Source organism: Aurantiacibacter sp. MUD11 (assembly GCF_026967575.1).
Lineage (GTDB): Bacteria > Pseudomonadota > Alphaproteobacteria > Sphingomonadales > Sphingomonadaceae > Alteraurantiacibacter.
Map to the genome: position 1 here is coordinate 1860409 of NZ_CP114054.1, position 15602 is coordinate 1876010.

Annotated in this window: 19 protein-coding genes and 1 tRNA gene; 16 read left to right on the forward strand and 4 right to left on the reverse strand. The window is 64.9% G+C overall.

Features of this window, described 5'->3' with window-relative positions:
* Positions 1–13 precede the first annotated feature (13 nt).
* The gene (locus OZN62_RS09215) at positions 14–1105 is read left to right on the forward strand and encodes a hypothetical protein (RefSeq protein WP_269099322.1); all 1092 of its coding nucleotides are present in this window, start codon (positions 14–16) and stop codon (positions 1103–1105) included.
* A 99-nt stretch (positions 1106–1204) separates the two neighbouring features.
* On the opposite strand, the gene OZN62_RS09220 is transcribed toward OZN62_RS09215, so the two are convergent.
* Positions 1205–1281: transfer RNA gene (locus OZN62_RS09220), tRNA-Arg, on the reverse strand.
* 70 nt (positions 1282–1351) lie between these two features.
* A complete protein-coding gene (locus tag OZN62_RS09225; protein ID WP_269099323.1) occupies positions 1352–1747 on the reverse strand; it encodes a DUF6152 family protein in 396 nt (131 codons plus the stop codon).
* A gap of 206 nt (positions 1748–1953) precedes the next feature.
* Between OZN62_RS09225 and OZN62_RS09230 the strand changes: the two genes are divergently transcribed.
* From OZN62_RS09230 to OZN62_RS09295, 14 genes are all read left to right on the forward strand, one after another.
* Entirely contained in the window at positions 1954–2724 is a 771-nt protein-coding gene (locus OZN62_RS09230; protein WP_269099324.1) for a hypothetical protein, read from the forward strand.
* Between the two features lie 69 nt (positions 2725–2793).
* Positions 2794–3189, forward strand: coding sequence for a hypothetical protein (locus OZN62_RS09235; protein WP_269099325.1), 396 nt, complete (start codon positions 2794–2796; stop codon positions 3187–3189).
* A gap of 54 nt (positions 3190–3243) precedes the next feature.
* Positions 3244–3771 carry an MmcB family DNA repair protein gene (locus OZN62_RS09240; protein WP_269099326.1) on the forward strand — a complete coding sequence of 176 codons (528 nt, stop codon included), beginning with the start codon at positions 3244–3246 and terminating at the stop codon, positions 3769–3771.
* A gap of 48 nt (positions 3772–3819) precedes the next feature.
* Positions 3820–4533 (forward strand): sterol desaturase family protein, encoded by a 714-nt coding sequence (locus OZN62_RS09245; protein WP_269099327.1) that lies wholly within the window; start codon positions 3820–3822, stop codon positions 4531–4533.
* Positions 4500–4973, forward strand: a complete 474-nt coding sequence (locus OZN62_RS09250) for a DUF2141 domain-containing protein (RefSeq protein WP_269099328.1) — start codon at positions 4500–4502, stop codon at positions 4971–4973. Before OZN62_RS09245 ends, OZN62_RS09250 begins: the two co-directional genes overlap by 34 nt.
* A 113-nt stretch (positions 4974–5086) precedes the next feature.
* Positions 5087–6511: a PAS domain-containing protein gene (locus OZN62_RS09255; RefSeq protein WP_269099329.1), complete on the forward strand. Its 1425-nt coding sequence runs from the start codon at positions 5087–5089 to the stop codon at positions 6509–6511.
* A gap of 62 nt (positions 6512–6573) precedes the next feature.
* Positions 6574–7665: a phosphatase domain-containing protein gene (locus tag OZN62_RS09260; RefSeq protein WP_269099330.1), complete on the forward strand. Its 1092-nt coding sequence runs from the start codon at positions 6574–6576 to the stop codon at positions 7663–7665.
* Positions 7666–7756: 91 nt separating this feature from the next.
* Positions 7757–9142, forward strand: a complete 1386-nt coding sequence (locus OZN62_RS09265) for a M48 family metalloprotease (RefSeq protein WP_269099331.1) — start codon at positions 7757–7759, stop codon at positions 9140–9142.
* Between the two features lie 9 nt (positions 9143–9151).
* Positions 9152–9844: a DsbA family protein gene (locus OZN62_RS09270; RefSeq protein ID WP_269099332.1), complete on the forward strand. Its 693-nt coding sequence runs from the start codon at positions 9152–9154 to the stop codon at positions 9842–9844.
* 79 nt (positions 9845–9923) lie between these two features.
* Positions 9924–11159: a sensor histidine kinase gene (locus tag OZN62_RS09275; protein WP_269102144.1), complete on the forward strand. Its 1236-nt coding sequence runs from the start codon at positions 9924–9926 to the stop codon at positions 11157–11159.
* A complete protein-coding gene (locus OZN62_RS09280) occupies positions 11156–11950 on the forward strand; it encodes a LytR/AlgR family response regulator transcription factor (RefSeq protein WP_269099333.1) in 795 nt (264 codons plus the stop codon). Before OZN62_RS09275 ends, OZN62_RS09280 begins: the two co-directional genes overlap by 4 nt.
* 256 nt (positions 11951–12206) lie before the next feature.
* The gene (gene nadC / locus OZN62_RS09285; protein WP_269099334.1) at positions 12207–13070 is read left to right on the forward strand and encodes a carboxylating nicotinate-nucleotide diphosphorylase; all 864 of its coding nucleotides are present in this window, start codon (positions 12207–12209) and stop codon (positions 13068–13070) included.
* Positions 13067–13510 (forward strand): hypothetical protein, encoded by a 444-nt coding sequence (locus OZN62_RS09290; RefSeq protein ID WP_269099335.1) that lies wholly within the window; start codon positions 13067–13069, stop codon positions 13508–13510. Before nadC ends, OZN62_RS09290 begins: the two co-directional genes overlap by 4 nt.
* Positions 13491–14207 carry a ribonuclease T2 family protein gene (locus OZN62_RS09295; protein WP_269099336.1) on the forward strand — a complete coding sequence of 239 codons (717 nt, stop codon included), beginning with the start codon at positions 13491–13493 and terminating at the stop codon, positions 14205–14207. Before OZN62_RS09290 ends, OZN62_RS09295 begins: the two co-directional genes overlap by 20 nt.
* Before the next feature lie 13 nt (positions 14208–14220).
* Here the strand turns inward: OZN62_RS09295 and OZN62_RS09300 are convergent, their stop codons facing one another.
* Entirely contained in the window at positions 14221–14649 is a 429-nt protein-coding gene (locus OZN62_RS09300; protein ID WP_269099337.1) for an Hsp20/alpha crystallin family protein, read from the reverse strand.
* A 93-nt stretch (positions 14650–14742) separates the two neighbouring features.
* Entirely contained in the window at positions 14743–15198 is a 456-nt protein-coding gene (locus tag OZN62_RS09305) for a nucleoside deaminase (protein ID WP_269099338.1), read from the reverse strand.
* 109 nt (positions 15199–15307) lie between these two features.
* Here OZN62_RS09305 and rpmB point away from each other — a divergent pair, with 109 nt between their 5' ends.
* The gene (gene rpmB / locus OZN62_RS09310) at positions 15308–15598 is read left to right on the forward strand and encodes a 50S ribosomal protein L28 (RefSeq protein WP_269099339.1); all 291 of its coding nucleotides are present in this window, start codon (positions 15308–15310) and stop codon (positions 15596–15598) included.
* Positions 15599–15602 lie beyond the last annotated feature (4 nt).

The window sequence follows — 15602 nt, forward strand, 5'->3', positions numbered from 1 at the left end:
CGCTAAGCTCCTCATGCTGATCGTGCTCGCTGGTTGTGACACCGAGCTCCCAAATCGGAGCAATGGTTCAGAGTTCGTATCAGAGGCGCTGCGAGCATCTCCGCTCCGGGCTTGCAAAATTACGGGCGTCGGCAGCAATGAACAACAGCGCGAAGTCGTCGAGCATTTCCCTTTTTGCACCTTGGAGAGCGGGACGGCGGAGTGGGTGTGTCGCGACGGTTCGCGGGAGGCGATCGACCGCATCACGCCAATGGGACTTCGGTTTCGTATCGGGTGCTCCGCCGACTTGGGATATGGCAATCGGGGCACCATCCAATACAACGGCGAAATTGACCTTTCTTTCCTGCAACTGATCGAGACTATCGAATCTCTCAACGCCGATCAGGAGGCGACGCATCAGATGATGTGTGAGGACGGTAGCACGAGTTGGTGCAATCCCGATCCGTTTGAGGGGGCGTTGATAATTGACTCACCCGGAGGCGATCCCAAAGCGGCCATTGATGCTGCGCGCCTGATGGCTCGTAGCAAGTGGACAGTGGTCGTAGAACCAGAGTCACAGTGCGCAAGCGCGTGCGTCCTGTTGATCGCCGGTGCTGCCGAGCGGCTACTTTATGGTGAGATTGGTATCCATCGGGTCTTCCCAGTTGGCTCCTCGGCAGACACTAGAGAAGAACTGGAGGGGCTGTTGACCGAGATCACGGCTGATGCACGAGCGCTAATGACCGAGAATGGGGTCAGCCCGCGATTGGTCGAAGATATGATGACCATTCCCTCGAGCCAAATTCGCATTCTAACCCGCACTGAACTTGAAGCTTATGGGTTGGGTCGTGAGAATAGCGCGCAACTTGATCTTGAGCGCGCGTCCCTCGAGCGCCAATGCGGTGAAGATTTTGCCCAGCGACTGATAGAAGCTGAAGCGCTTAGTGAGCAATGTGGCGGCTCCGAGGTTGGGGGCGATATGCTCGAATACCGGATGTGCCTCAACGCTGGGTATGCTCAGCTAGGCTTTCCTGATGCGCGATGCCCTGAGGATGGTCCTCGATACGCGTGCCCCGATCCAACTGCTCGCTACGGGATCAGATACACTTATGAACGCTGTGAGTAGATTTGCTCACATGCATCGTTTGACAGCCGTTTAGGAACACCAGTTCTCCATACCCATTCCATACAAATTGATGGGCCGAAGTCTAACTCATTGAAAAGCTGGCGCACCCGACAGGATTCGAACCTGTGACCTCTGCCTTCGGAGGGCAGCGCTCTATCCAGCTGAGCTACGGGTGCCGATCAGCGGCGCGCCCGTAGCAATGGCACGCGCCATAGCCAAGCGCAATCGTCGTGAATCTGCGGTGGATTACATCGCCGAGGGCAGCTGCAGCATCTCCGTGCCGTCTTCCTTGAAGACGCGGACGTTGAAGCCGCCGCGGCGGCCGTCACGCAGCGGGTAGTAGCCGACGGTGATCGTCTCGCCCGGAGCTAGCGTGCGGCGCGACCAGCCGGCGCGGCTGAGGTGGTTCGGGCTCATGCCCTCGAATGCCCAGCGCTGGTTGTTCTCGTCGCGGGCGTAGATGAAGGTGTGCGGATTGGTCCAGACCCAGCGCTCCACCGTCATGTTCTCCATGGTGGTTTCGCTGCCCCAGTCGAACATCGCCGTCGAATGGTGGGCCGAACCGGGCACCGACATGCCCGCAGCCACGGCCAGTGCTGCGCCAGCGGCAAGACCAAGACGGCGGATCGAAAAGGGGGTCATGACAAACACTCTCCGAATAGTTGGGCGGCCCTGCATCGTGCCGCTTCCTCTTGCCGACCATATTTGCCAGCATTTGCCGGACATAATCAACCCATCGCTTGACTTGAAGGGCGAAGAGGCAACAATCTGACATCAAACAGTATCAATCTGGGTGAGAGGAATATCGAATGGCTCTGCAGGCAAAAGTCCGGGGAGCGGCACTGGTAATGGCCCTTGTCGCGACGGGATTCCCGGCGATGGCGCAGGACGGGGAATTCTCCCCGCCGCGCGCGGAGCAATATGCCGAAGTCACCAACTGGCCCGATTTCACCGGCGTGTGGAATCCCGACTGGTCGATCCTGTTCGGTCGCAACGGCCGCATTCCCGCGAGTCCGGTATTCACGCCGGCAGCCCAAGCCGAGGTGGACGCCTTCCGCGCCCGGCAGGCGGAAGAAGGCGTGGACCAGTTCCTGCAGGTCAACTGCATCCCGCCCGGCATGCCCGGCATCATGCGCCAGCCCTACCCCATCGAATTCCTGTTCTCGCCGGGCCGGGTGACCGTGTTCGCCGAGACCTACAGCCAGGCGCGCCGCATCTACGTCGATCCCGACCGCAAGCTGCCGGAAGACCCGGACCTGCTGTTCAACGGCACCTCGGTGGGGTTCTGGGAAGGCGACATGCTGGTGGTCGACACGGTCGGCTTCAACCACCTCGTCACCTTCATGGCCGGGGTCACCCCGTCGGAAGACATGCGGATCCACGAGCATTTCTGGCTCGACGAGAACGACACCCTGTGGCTGGAAACCACCATTACCGATCCCGCCGTGCTGGCAGAGCCCTTCGTGCAGACACTGGCCTATTCGCGCCAGCCGGACTGGGAAATCCGCGAATACGTCTGCAACGAGAACAACCGCCTGGTGGATGACGAGAACGGCGCCAATGTCGATCTGGGCTTCGACGACGAAGGCGATCCGTTCGGCCCGCCGGTGGAGGACTGATCCGGCCGCCGGCTGGTAAAGCGACAGCGCTAACCGAATGGCAACCAGCGGCGCGCTATGGCGCGCGGCATGAACGCGTCCACGCCCAATTTCGGCTCTGCTTCCGCGCGCCAGACGCTCGGCGCCAGCACCATGAGCATGCGCTGGGCCGCGCTGGCAGAGGCCGGGCAGGTCGTGGCCATGCTGGCCGGGCTGGAGCCGGAACAGCCGAGCAAGGAGTTCCGCAATTTCCCCGCCCTGATGCGCGACGCGGAAAAGTGGCGGCGCGACCTCGTCGATACCGGCTGTGCCGAACTGGCCGCAGTGATGGAACCGGGCATCGCCGCCCTGCTGGCGGTCAATGCCCGCGGCGCCGACTGCAAGCCCGCCGCGCTCGCCCTGTGGCGCGAATATACCGCTGCCCGCCAGGCCATGCTGGAGCTGCTGCCGCCCAGCGGCGAGCACGGCCCGCGCCGCAGCGCCTAGGCTGAATCACCGTCTGCGCTTGACGGTGTTCCTATTTCGTTCCAGATTTCGGTTATGGCCGATTCGCTGATTCACGCGGCAGCCGATGCTGCCCTCGATGCCACCGACGATCCCTTCACCTTGCGCTCGCGCGCCGTGTGCCGGGGGATCGGGCGGCTGTTTGCCCGCAACGACATCTGGACACTGCCGGAAATGCCGCTGCGCAATGGCCGCCGGGCGGACCTGATGGGCGTCGATGCCAAGGGCAAGATCGTCATCGTCGAGGTGAAGACCGCGCGCGGAGACCTGCTGGGTGACGGCAAGTGGCCCGACTACCTGGAATTCTGCGACCGCTTCTACTGGGGCCTGCCGCCCGAACTGGACCGCAAGGTGCTCGATGGCGAGGATTACCGGCCCGACTGTTGCGGGGTGATCGTGGCCGACGAGTATGATGCGGAGATCGTCCGCCCCGCGCCCAGCCACCCGCTCGCCGCCGCGCGCCGCCGGGTGGAGGTGGAGCGGCTCGCCCGCACCGCCTTGCGCCGCCTGCTGGTGGCGGCGGACCCGCATTGCCACAGCTGGGGCAGCGATTTGGCGGGTTGAGCGCGAAGCACTCGCCAGCAAGGCCCGGCCTTGGCATAAGCGCGGCAAATGCTGCTTGCCATTATCCTTTCCGCCCTCGCCATGACTGCCATCGTCGCCGTGCGTTACATGGTGACCAGCGGGGCCTTTGCCTGGGCCACCGCCCGCGTGCGGCCGGGCCTGTATGACGGCTTGACGTCACAGATCCACAAGGAGATCGGCTGGTCGCTCGCCTCGGCGGCGATCTATGGCGTGCCCGCCGGCGTGGTCGCCTGGGGCTGGCAACAGCACGGCTGGACGCTAATCTACACCGATATCGCAGCCTATCCGCTGTGGTACCTGCCGCTTTCGCTGTTCCTCTACCTCTTCGCGCATGACACCTGGTTCTACTGGACGCACCGCTGGATGCACCGGCCCAAGTGGTTCCGCATTGCCCATGCTGTGCACCATGCCAGCCGCCCGCCTACCGCCTGGGCAGCGATGAGCTTCCACCCGATCGAGGCTATCACGGGCGCCGTGGTCATCCCGGCGCTGGTCTTCCTCATCCCCATCCACGTCGCCGTGCTGGGGCTGGTGCTGGCAATCATGACGGTGATGGGCGTCACCAATCACATGGGCTGGGAGATGTTTCCGCGCTGGCTCGTTCATTCACGCGTAGGGAATTGGCTGATAACAGCCAGCCATCACCAGCGGCATCATGACGAATATCGCTGCAACTACGGACTTTACTTCAGATTTTGGGATCGCCTGTGCAACACCGACCGTGGGCTCGCGGAGTCCTGACCATCCTTGCCGGGGCCGCGCTGGCCCTGCCGCTTGCCCCCTCGCCGCTCTCCGCCCAGCAGGCGGGTGTCGACGTGGTGATCGAGGTTACCAACCTGCGCAACGAGGACGGCGTGGTCCGCGCCTGCATGACGCGCGACGCCCAGCGCTTCCCCCGCTGCCAGGATTCCACGCAGGGCTATCGCACTGTCGTGCCGGCGGGCGAGGCGACCACGCTGCGCTTCCGCAATGTCGCGCCGGGTACCTATGCCATCGCGCTGCTGCATGACGAAAACGAGAACGGCAAGGCCGACCGCGTGCTGGGGATGATGCCGCGCGAAGGCTTCGGCTTTTCCAACGATGCGCCGGTCAACATGGGCCCGCCCGACTTCGAGGATGCCGCCATTACCGTCGGCACGACGTCACTCCACCAGACCATCCGCATGCGCTACATGCTTTGATTAAGCACCGATAACGGCGCAAAAGCTGGAAAAAGGCCGGCACAACTTCACCGAAATTTTACCAAAAATCGCCAAAGGTGTCTTTGCAACAAGCACTCGGAAGGCGAATTTTGATGGACACTTTGCGCGGCAATTTCGGAGCGCTCGACACGGCTGACCTCGGTCCGGGGCTCGATGCCATGGACAGCGATTACGAGGATTCGGTGGACCCCACTCCCCCGCCGGCCATCGGCACCGACGAACGCCGCATGCAGGTGCGCGCCTACAATTTCTGGGCCAGCCTTCTCGACAATCGCAACTTTCCCGCCATCGAGGATCTCGATCCCGAGGCCCTGCCCGATTTTGGGCCGAACAGCGTGCTGCTGGATTTCTCCCGCGGGATCGAAAACCCCTCGGTTTCCTACCTTGGCGGCAACCTCGCCGAGGAATGCGACGCCACCGAGCGCGAGATCAACACGCTGTCGGACGTGCCGGCGCGCTCGCTGCTGTCGCGGATTACCGACCATTACATGCAGATCATCGCCAACCAGGCGCCGATCGGGTTCGAGGCCGAATTCGTCAATCAGCGCGGGGCGACGATCCTCTATCGCGGCATCCTGCTGCCCTTCTCCAGCGACGATGACACCATCGATTTCATCTATGGCGTGATCAACTGGAAGGAGATGGCCGACGCCGGCGTGGCCGACGAGCTGGTGCTGGAAATGGACCAGGCCGTCGAGGACGAGCACGACGAGCTCGAGGACGAGGCTCCCCGTCGCACCGATCCGGAAGACCTGGTCGACTGGGCCGACGGCCCGGCCACTTTCGCCAGCGAAACCGCCGCCGAAGTGCCGGCCATGCCGGAACCCGTGTTCGGTGCCGGGAACGAGGACGAAGCGCCCGTTGCTGCGGTCGAAGAGCTGGTGGCCATGCCGGAAATCGCCGAGGACGAGATGGCGCTGGCCGACTGGCTCGCCATCGCCCGCGAAATGGCGCAGGCGGCCAAGAGCAGCGAGGAACGCACCCGCGCCTCGCTCTACGAAGCCGTGAGCCGTGCCTACGATTTCGCCGTCGCCGCCATGGACGAGCCGCAGGAGTTCGCCGAGCTGCTGTCCGACGCCGGCCTGACCATGCAGGAACGCGCGCCGATGACCCCGGTCGTCAAGCTCGTGTTCGGCGCGGAATACGACAAGACCCGCCTCACCGAATATGCCGCCGTCCTGTCGTGGGCGAAGCGCAACGGAGTGGAGCGCGGCGCACTGGCCGAGCTGCTGAAGACCGCCGACGGCGGCCTCAAGGGCATCATCGCCGCCGAGCGTGACTATCGCCGCGAGCAGGACGGGGTCGAACCCGCGCCCAAGCCGCGCGGTCCGAAGAAGGCTATCGCCCGCAAGCTGCGCGCGATGACCCCGCGCGGATTCGAGGCGGTCGACACCAGGGGCGAGGAATTCGCGCTGGTGATGATCCGTCGCACCGAAAGCGGTGACATCGTGGTGCTGGGCGAGATCCCAGACAACGTCTCGCTGATCGAGAAGGCCGCGCGCGAACTGCTCGACTGAGCGGCTTCGCCCGGCCCTTCCGGGCTGGGAAATCCCGGCAATATTGGCTAGCCGGGCCAGCCATGGCGCTGTTCCCCACGCAAGCACTGCGCGTGCAGGCCTTCTATGGCCATCGCAGCCGCGACAAGCTGGTGCTGTCGGCCCGGGCCTTGCGCGGGCGGCCACCCAGCTTCCGCCAAGGTTCGCGCCTGCTGGCCATGCGCACGATGATCGCCCAGTTCGTCAGCCACGAAGTCGCCGACGTCGAGGTGACGCTGGAGGTGCACGGCGCGCAAGGCGCGCTGCTGGAACACCGCGCCAGTACCGACCGCGAAGGCTACGTCCATTTCGACATCGCCCTCGATCCGCACTGGGACCTGCCCAAGCTGCCGGTGTGGGAGCTGGCCCGGCTGCGCTGGAGCAACAGCCACGGCCCACAGGAAACCGAGGCGCACATCCTTGCGCCCGGCAGCACCAGCAACCTGGCAGTCATCTCCGATATCGACGACACGATCATCGAAACCGGCGTGACCGGCGGCATCGGCAGCGTGTTCCGCAACTGGAAGCGGCTGTTCGCGCAGATGCCGGAGGAACGGCTGGCCGTGCCCGGGGTCGATGCCTTCTTCGGCCATCTGGGCGGCGGCGTGCTGGAGCAGGAAGACCATCGCCCCGCCTCGCGCATCCCCGCCACCCGGCGCCCGTTCTTCTACATCTCCTCCAGCCCGTGGAACCTGTTCTCCTACCTCGTCGCCTTCAAGCAGGTGCAGGGCCTTCCGCTCGGCCCGCTGAAGCTGCGCGACTGGGGCCTGAACCGCGATACGCTGGGTAGGAGCAGCCACGGCGCGCACAAGGACCTGGCGATTGACGGCATCGTCGGCATGTACCCGCAACTTCGCTTCGCCCTGATCGGCGACGACACGCAGGGCGACCTGCCCGCCTTCGCCCGCGCGGTGGAGCAGTTTCCCGGACGCATTGCCGCAGTCTTCCTGCGCAGGGTTTCGCAGCAGCGCTTCTCGCCCGAGGAGGAAGCGGCAAGCTGCACGATCCGGGAGGCAGGCGTGCCGCTGTGGCTGGGCAGCAGCTACGAGGACGGCCTCGATTTCCTGCAAACACTGGGCTTTGCGCCGGGCGGGGAAACCGAGCAGATCGTGAAGACGATCGAGCAGGCGCCGTAAGGCCGTCGATCGGAGGAAACGCGCCCTCGCCGGGCGCTCGCAATCTTCAGTTCCGGTTCATGGCGCAAGCCGCTAGGCTGGTTTCCTGACAATGCGCATTCTCACTCGCTCCCCGCACAGCCTGCTTGCGCGCCTGCTGGCGTTGCTGGCCGCGCTTACCCTCACCGTACAGCCCGCCATGGCACAAGGCTTCAGCGTGCTGCGCGATGCCGAGACCGAGGCCCTGCTGCAGGACATGGTCGATCCGCTGGCGGAGGCCGCGGGCCTTGGCGAAGGCGCGGTGGAGATCGTCCTGATCAACGACCCGTCGATCAACGCCTTCGTTGCCGGCGGACAGCGCATCTTCGTGCATTCGGGCCTGATCAATGCCGCCGACAATGCCAACGAGGTGCAAGGTGTGCTGGCGCACGAGCTGGGGCACATCACCGGCGGCCATATCAACCGTTTTTCCGAAGGCGCCGGCAATGCCTCGCGCATCACCCTGCTCTCGGCCCTGCTGGCCGTGGGGGCGGCCCTGGCCGGCGGCGGCGAAGCGGCGATGGGCGTGCTGGCAGCGGGCCAGCAGGCGGCGATGGGCAGCTTCCTCGCCTTCAGCCGCACACAGGAAGCCAGCGCCGACGCCGCCGGCGCGCAGTACCTGTCCGATGCCGGTATCAGCGGCCGGGGCAGCATCGCCTTCTTCGAGAAGCTGCAGAGCTACGAATTCCGTCGCAACATCAGCCAGGACAACGATCGCGAATACTCGCGCACGCACCCGCTGTCGGGCAATCGCATCGCCCGCCTGCGTGAGGATTACGAGGCGGACCCAGCGTGGAATACGCCCAGCGACCCGCGGCTGGAGGAGCGCTTCCAGCGCGCCAAGGCCAAGCTCTACGGCTTCCTTGCCCCGCCGGCGCGCACGCTCAACGCCTTTCCCGCCTACATGACCGGCGCCCCCGCCCGCTACGCGCGGGCCTATGCCTATCACAAGGAAGCGCGGGTGGAGGAAGCGCTGGCGGAAGTGAACGCGCTGATCGAGATGGACCCGACCGATCCCTATTTCCTCGAGCTTAAGGGCCAGATCCTGCTCGAATCCGGGCACGTGGAAGAAGCCTTGCCGCCCTTGCGCGAGGCGACGCGCCTGACCGGCTCCAACCCGCTGATCGCCTCCATCCTCGGCCATGCGCTGATCGCCACCGAAGACCCGGCCAATTTCGACGAGGCCGAAGCGGTGCTGCGCGCGGCGGTGGGCCGCGACCGCGAGAACCCCTTCGCCTGGTACCAGCTGGGCGTGGTCTACGGGCAGCGCGGCGACATCCCGCGCGCCCGGCTGGCGAGCGCCGAACAGCAGATCATGCAGGGCAATCCGCAAGGCGCGCTGGTGAATGCGCAGGCGGCGGAGAACGGCCTGCCGACGGGATCGCCCGACTGGATCCGGGCGCAGGACGTCGCCTTGCAGGCGCGCGCCATCCTTGAACGCCAACGGGATCGCAACTAGGCCATTCGCATGCGCTGGATTGCTACCATTGTCATCGCCCTGATCGCCGGTTTTGCCGGGGCTGCCGCCTGGGATTATTCCGGTCTCGGCCCCGACCGCACGCGCGAGGCGCTGCTCGCCAACCCCGAAATCCTGCCGGAGGCGATGGACGAACTGCGCCGCCGCGACATGCTGGCGCGGATCGAGCCGCTGCGCAGCGAGCTGGAAGAACCCTTCCCCGGCGCCGTGTTGGGTAACCCGAATGGTGAAATCACGCTGGTAGAATTCACCGATTACGCCTGCACTTACTGCCGCCAGAGCCTCGATCACGTGAACCAGCTGATCGCCGCCAACCCGGACGTGAAGGTGGTGATCCGCGAATATCCCATCCTCACCGCAGGCAGCGCCGATGCCGCACGCATGGCGCTCGCCGCAGCGGAGCAGGGCCGTTACGAGCAGTTCCACAATGCCATGTTCGCTGCCGAGAACCTCTCGGCGGAGAATATCGAGCGTGCCGCGCTGCAATCGGGTATGGATGTCGCACGGGCCCGGCGCGCCATCGAAATGGGCCTGTTCGAGACGCAGCTGCAGAACAATGTCTTCCTCGCCCAGAACATGGGCATCACCGGCACCCCGGCCTGGATCGTGGGCAACCAGGTGCTGTCCGGTGCCGTCGGGCCGGAGGTCATCGGGGCCGCAATCGCCGAGGCGCGCGATTCCTGAGCCGAACCGCCTTGAATCCCGGCCGGTGGCCACCTCTTCCCCGCTGAAAAACGGGGAGAACGATACTAAAATGGCCGGCATGGCCATGCTGCCCATCAGCCCCACCCCGTTCTTCAAGGACAAGAACCGCGCCTTCTGGCGGTTGCAGCTGCTTGGCTGGGGCGGCGCGCTGATCCTGCGCGTGGCGACCTCCGTCGCCAACGAGCGTCCGCTCGACTTCCTGATCGTCGTGCTGATTGCCGCCATCGCCGGCTTTTCCATCAGCACGGTGCTGTCGGTCGTCTATTCCTACCTGATCAACCGCAGCCCGCTGGTCACCTGGACCGCGACTGCCGTGGCGCTGATGGTGGCGGTGGCGATTTCGGCCTTCATCAACGCCTGGACCATCGACGTCTACCAGGGCGGCAGCGAGGCGGGCTTCGCGCAGCTGATGCTGGGCGTGTTCTATATCGACATGACCCTGCTGGGCGCGTGGTCGGCGCTCTACTACGCGATCAACTTCTTCCTGCAGGTGGAACATCAGGCAGACCGGCTCGAACGGCTGGAGGCCCAGGCCACCAGCGCACAGCTGGCCATGCTGCGCTACCAGCTCAACCCGCATTTCCTGTTCAACACGCTGAACTCGATCAGCACGCTGGTGCTGCTGAAACAGACCGAGCCGGCCAATGCCATGCTCACCCGCCTGTCCAGCTTCCTGCGGCATACCCTCGTCACCCAGCCGGGCGGCAAGGTGACCGTGGCGCAGGAGGTCGAGACGCTGAAGCTCTACCTGGACATCGAACGCATGCGTTTCGAAGAGCGGCTGCGTACCGATTTCCGCATCGACGACCGGGCGGCACATGCCTGCATCCCGTCGTTCCTGCTGCAGCCGCTGATCGAGAACGCGATCAAGTACGGCGTATCGGCGCAGGAAGAGGGCGCGCGGATCAGCCTGTCGGCGCAGGTCATCGGCTCGCGCCTGCGGGTGATCGTCTCCGACACCGGCCCCGGCCTGCAAGGCACACAGCGCAATGCCGAAAGCCTGGCGCATACGCCGTCGTCCACCGGCGTCGGTCTCGCCAATATCCGCGACCGGCTGGTGCAGGCCTATGGCGAGAATCACCGCTTCGACATCGAGACCCCGCCCGACGGCGGGTTCACCGTCATCATCGAACTGCCTTACGAACCCGAAGAGCGCGAGGAAGAAGGCAGGCAGCCCGCGAAACTAACCGGGCCCTCGTCCGTTGCCTCGCCAGGGGCAGCACGAACGGACACCCAACCACAGGACACCGGCGCACCCGTCGCCAACGCCCCCCAGACCGGAGCCAATGCATGAGCATCCGCACGATTATCGTCGACGACGAAAAGCTGGCCATCCAGGGCCTGCAACTGCGCCTGGAGCCGCATAGCGACATCGAAGTCATCGAAACCTGCGCCAACGGCCGCGAGGCCATCCGCGCGATCAAGACCCTGAAGCCCGACCTCGTCTTCCTCGACATCCAGATGCCGGGGTTCGACGGCTTTTCCGTGGTGAAGGGCGTGATGGACGTCGAGCCGCCGCTGTTCGTCTTCGTCACCGCCTTCCAGGAACACGCCATCCGCGCCTTCGAGGCCAATGCCGTGAACTACCTGATGAAGCCGGTGGACGAGGACAAGCTGGCCGACACCATCGAACGCGTACGCCAGCGCATGGCCGAAAAGGCCAGCGCGCAGGAAGCCGAGAAGCTGAAGGACGTGCTGGCCGAGGTCAGCCCGGAAAGCCTCGAGACCATCGGCGAGGATGGCGAGGCCGCAGGCCGCTACGAGAAGATGATCAACGTCAAGGACAAGGGCCAGATCTTCCGCGTCGACGTCGACTCCATCGAACATATCGAGGCGGCGGGCGACTACATGGTGATCTACACCGGCGACAATTCGCTGATTCTGCGCGAAACGATGAAGGACCTCGAACGACGGTTGGACCCGAAGAACTTCCAGCGCGTCCACCGTTCCACCATCGTCAACCTCGACCAGGTGCGACAGGTGCGGCCGCATACCAACGGCGAATGCTTCCTGGTGCTGGACTCCGGCGCCGAGGTGAAGGTGAGCCGTTCCTACCGGGACGTGGTTGCACGGTTCGTGCATTAGCTTGTCTTGCGAAGGCGCACCCGCGCCTTCGTCCTCGCTAGACGCGCAGCATGGCTGCGCCCGCTGCGGGCGGGCGTTCGCCCTTGCGGTCGCTGCGCGACCGTCACCAGCGCACACCTGCATTCCGTTGCTGCAATCGGGGCCTGAAAGGCGACGACAGCGCGCGACCGCGCGCCGCCCGGTAGGGCGGAAGCCAAGTGAGCGGAGGCGAACGCCGGCGCTTGAGGCCAAACAAAAGAAAGGCCACAAGCGCCGCATGACCCAGTTCAAACTCGAAGGTTTCGACCTTGATCGCTTCGTTCGCGAGACGCTGGACGAAGACCTCGGCGTCGGGCTGCCGGGTGGCGGCGTGGACGTGACCGCAACGAGCGTGATTCCCGCCGATGCACGGTTCCAAGGAGTGATGGACAGCCGCGATGCGATCACCGTCGCGGGGCTGCCGGTGGCGGAGGCGTTCTTCCGCCATCTCGACCCCGACATGCAGATCGAATTGCTGGTGGAGGAGGGCGCGCAGGTGCAGCCCGGCGCGGACCTGATGCGCCTGTCGGGCAATGCCCGCGCCATGCTGACCGCAGAGCGCAGCGCATTGAACACCGTGCAGCACCTATCCGGCGTGGCCACGCTGGTGCGGCAATATGTCGATGCGATGGACAACCCTGATTGCACCCTGCTCGATACGCGCAAGACCATTCCCGGCCTGCGCCACCTCGAGAAATATGCCGTGCGCATGGGCGGGGGCAGCAACCACCGCATGGGCCTGTGGGACGCAGCGATGATCAAGGACAACCACATCCTTGTCGCCGGCAACGTGGGCGAGGCCGTGCGCCGCGCGCGCGATGCAGGCGTCGAGAACATCATCTGCGAGGTCGACCGGATCGACCAGATCGAACCCGCGCTGGCCGCCGGGGCGGACCACCTGCTGCTCGACAACATGTCGCCCGAAACCCTGCGCGAGGCCGTAGGCGTGATCGCCGGACGCGCCAAGACCGAGGCCAGCGGCGGCATCAACCTCGACACCATCAAGGCCAAGGCCGCCACCGGCGTCGACTACGTCTCCGTCGGCCGCCTAACGCAAAGCGCGCCTGCCGCGGACATCGGACTCGACTTCACCGTCGAATGAGGCGCGCAACTGGCTCTCGACCCTGGCAGGTCCACCTGTTCGCGCTCATCATGATCGGAGTGGGCCTGTGGGCCTACGTGGACCAGATGTGGACCGTTGCCCAAGACAGCAACTGGTTTCGCACCGACCTTGCCGACGACCTGAGCCTTGGCGCGATGATCTTCGTGCTCAGCTTCCAGTTCTCGATCTTCGCCATCCCGGCGCTGATCGTCTGGGTATTCGCCAGCCGCATCGCCAAGTGGGTCGTGACCGGCACTTCGATCTGGGGCACGTTCTGGCTAGTCTACGACCTAAACCAGTACGGCCATCCACTGGATACGGCTGCGCTGACAGTGCTGTCAGCCCTACCGACAGGCCTCGCGTGGCTGTTGCTGTTCACCCCGGCGGCCAATCGCTGGTTCGCCGACCATCGGAAGCCACATGTTACCGCGTTCAAGTAAGGCCCTGATCGCTCTGGCCGCCCTGGCGCTGCCTGCCGTCGCCAACGCGCAAGCCTACCAGTGCTCGGTCCCGCAGGGCCGCATCTCCCTCCCGCAAGTCGAACGTGACGGGCCGGTTCGCGAAACGCGCGTAACCGGATACACGCTGGCGCTCAGCTGGAGCCCCGAATTCTGCCGTTTCCGCGAGGACGCGCCGCAGCATGCGCGGCAGTGTTCGGGCAGGGCAGGGCGCTTCGCCTTCATCGTCCACGGGCTGTGGCCGGACGGGCCGCGCGGGTCCTGGCCGCAGTGGTGCCCCACCCAGCGCCAGCCGAGCATGAGCGAAGTGCGCGTAAGCATGTGCATGACGCCCGACGTCTCGCTGCTCGCCCGCGAATGGGCGAAGCACGGCAGCTGCATGACCTCCAGCCCTGACGCCTACCTGCGGATCACCCGCATCCTGTGGAACTCGCTGCGCTGGCCCGATTTCGACCGCCTCTCCCGCCGCCGCGGCCTGACCGCCGGCGACATTCGCCGTACCTTTGCCGAGGCCAATCCCTACTGGGACGCGGAGGACGTCGGCTTGGTGGTCAGCAATCGCGGCTGGCTGCGCGAAATGCGCCTCTGCTACGGCGCGGACTTCATGCCGACCGCCTGCGACGCCCGGCGCTACGGGCCGGACGACGACGAGGCCGTGAGCATCTGGCGCGGGCTCTGACGCCCGCCCGCAGCTAGCCGACCTTGATCTGCTTCTTGGCGTCCTTCGCCGCCTTGGGCAGCGTGAGGACGAGGATGCCGTCCTCGTACTTGGCGCTGGCATCGTCGATCGACACTTCGGCCGGCAACGAGATGCTGCGCTGGACGCTGCCATAGTAGCGCTCCGAATGGAGCACGTGGTCGTTCTCCGTATCGGCATCGTATTGCGAGACCTCGGCGCTGATCGTCAGTAGGTTGTTGTCGACCGAAACATCGATGTCGTCCTTGGCGACACCGGGAATCTCCGCCTGGACGATCAGTTCGTCGCCGCGCTCCTTCACGTCGATCTTGATCTTGCCGGGATGCGGCAGCGGATCGCCGTGTAGCGGCGCAATCGAGTATCCGAGCGGGAAATCGTTGAACAGCTCGTCAAAGAGACTGCGGCGGGCTGGAAGTTTGGCCATCGTTCCTCTCCATTCTTGAACCGTTGAAGACGAAGCGAATCATGGTCTTGGGAGCCGCCGCTGTCATTGCGATGGCTCAAATTCGAGCTGTGGCTACCGCCGCTCCCGGAAGAACCGGCGCAGCAGCTCCGCCGCCTCGGTCTCGCCGATGCCGGTGTAGACCTCCGGCTTGTGCAGGCACTGCTTGTGCTCGAACACGCGCGCGCCGTGTTCGACTCCGCCGCCCTTGGGATCGCTCGCGCCATAGTAGAGACGGGCCAGCCGGGCGTGGCTGATGGCACCGGCGCACATGGCGCAGGGCTCCAGCGTCACGTAGATGTCGCAGCCGGTCAGGCGCTCGTCGTCGAGCAGTTCGGCGGCATTGCGAATCGCAATGATCTCTGCGTGGCCCGTGGGATCCTTGCAGGTGCGGGTAAGGTTATTGCCCTCGCCGATAATCCTGCCGTCCTTGACCACGACGGCGCCAACGGGCACTTCGCCCGCCACCCCGGCCTCTGCGGCAAGGTCCAGCGCGCGGCGCATTGCATCGGGTAGGGGCCATTTCGCCATGCCTTGCGCGCTACGGCATCGCTTGACGAATCTCCAGCCCCCCTGTATGCGCGCGCCTTTCCCAGCACAAAGCTGAACCGAACAACCGTTTTAGACGAGAGATTTCGCCATGTCGCGCATCTGCGAACTTACCGGCAAGGGCCGCCAGGTCGGCAACAATGTCAGCCACGCCAACAACAAGACCAAGCGCGTCTTCCTGCCCAACCTGCAGAACGTCACGCTGATGAGCGAGAAGCTGGAAAAGAGCTTCAAGTTCCGCGTGTCCACGCAGGGCCTGCGCTCGGTCGAGCACAACGGCGGCCTCGACAACTGGCTGCTGAAGACCAAGGACGAAAAGCTTTCGACGCGCGCCCAGAAGGTGAAGCGCGAACTGAAGAAGGCGCTGGCCGAAGCCGCCTGAGCGC

What these genes read in the sequence shown, in the direction of transcription:
- OZN62_RS09215 (WP_269099322.1), top strand. Translation starts at nt 14, where the DNA reads ATGCTGATCGTGCTCGCTGGTTGTGACACCGAGCTCCCAAATCGGAGC.
- OZN62_RS09225 (WP_269099323.1), bottom strand. Translation starts at nt 1,747, where the DNA reads ATGACCCCCTTTTCGATCCGCCGTCTTGGTCTTGCCGCTGGCGCAGCA.
- OZN62_RS09230 (WP_269099324.1), top strand. Translation starts at nt 1,954, where the DNA reads ATGGCCCTTGTCGCGACGGGATTCCCGGCGATGGCGCAGGACGGGGAA.
- OZN62_RS09235 (WP_269099325.1), top strand. Translation starts at nt 2,794, where the DNA reads ATGAACGCGTCCACGCCCAATTTCGGCTCTGCTTCCGCGCGCCAGACG.
- OZN62_RS09240 (WP_269099326.1), top strand. Translation starts at nt 3,244, where the DNA reads ATGGCCGATTCGCTGATTCACGCGGCAGCCGATGCTGCCCTCGATGCC.
- OZN62_RS09245 (WP_269099327.1), top strand. Translation starts at nt 3,820, where the DNA reads ATGCTGCTTGCCATTATCCTTTCCGCCCTCGCCATGACTGCCATCGTC.
- OZN62_RS09255 (WP_269099329.1), top strand. Translation starts at nt 5,087, where the DNA reads ATGGACACTTTGCGCGGCAATTTCGGAGCGCTCGACACGGCTGACCTC.
- OZN62_RS09260 (WP_269099330.1), top strand. Translation starts at nt 6,574, where the DNA reads ATGGCGCTGTTCCCCACGCAAGCACTGCGCGTGCAGGCCTTCTATGGC.
- OZN62_RS09265 (WP_269099331.1), top strand. Translation starts at nt 7,757, where the DNA reads ATGCGCATTCTCACTCGCTCCCCGCACAGCCTGCTTGCGCGCCTGCTG.
- OZN62_RS09270 (WP_269099332.1), top strand. Translation starts at nt 9,152, where the DNA reads ATGCGCTGGATTGCTACCATTGTCATCGCCCTGATCGCCGGTTTTGCC.
- OZN62_RS09275 (WP_269102144.1), top strand. Translation starts at nt 9,924, where the DNA reads ATGGCCATGCTGCCCATCAGCCCCACCCCGTTCTTCAAGGACAAGAAC.
- OZN62_RS09280 (WP_269099333.1), top strand. Translation starts at nt 11,156, where the DNA reads ATGAGCATCCGCACGATTATCGTCGACGACGAAAAGCTGGCCATCCAG.
- nadC (WP_269099334.1), top strand. Translation starts at nt 12,207, where the DNA reads ATGACCCAGTTCAAACTCGAAGGTTTCGACCTTGATCGCTTCGTTCGC.
- OZN62_RS09290 (WP_269099335.1), top strand. Translation starts at nt 13,067, where the DNA reads ATGAGGCGCGCAACTGGCTCTCGACCCTGGCAGGTCCACCTGTTCGCG.
- OZN62_RS09295 (WP_269099336.1), top strand. Translation starts at nt 13,491, where the DNA reads ATGTTACCGCGTTCAAGTAAGGCCCTGATCGCTCTGGCCGCCCTGGCG.
- OZN62_RS09300 (WP_269099337.1), bottom strand. Translation starts at nt 14,649, where the DNA reads ATGGCCAAACTTCCAGCCCGCCGCAGTCTCTTTGACGAGCTGTTCAAC.
- OZN62_RS09305 (WP_269099338.1), bottom strand. Translation starts at nt 15,198, where the DNA reads ATGGCGAAATGGCCCCTACCCGATGCAATGCGCCGCGCGCTGGACCTT.
- rpmB (WP_269099339.1), top strand. Translation starts at nt 15,308, where the DNA reads ATGTCGCGCATCTGCGAACTTACCGGCAAGGGCCGCCAGGTCGGCAAC.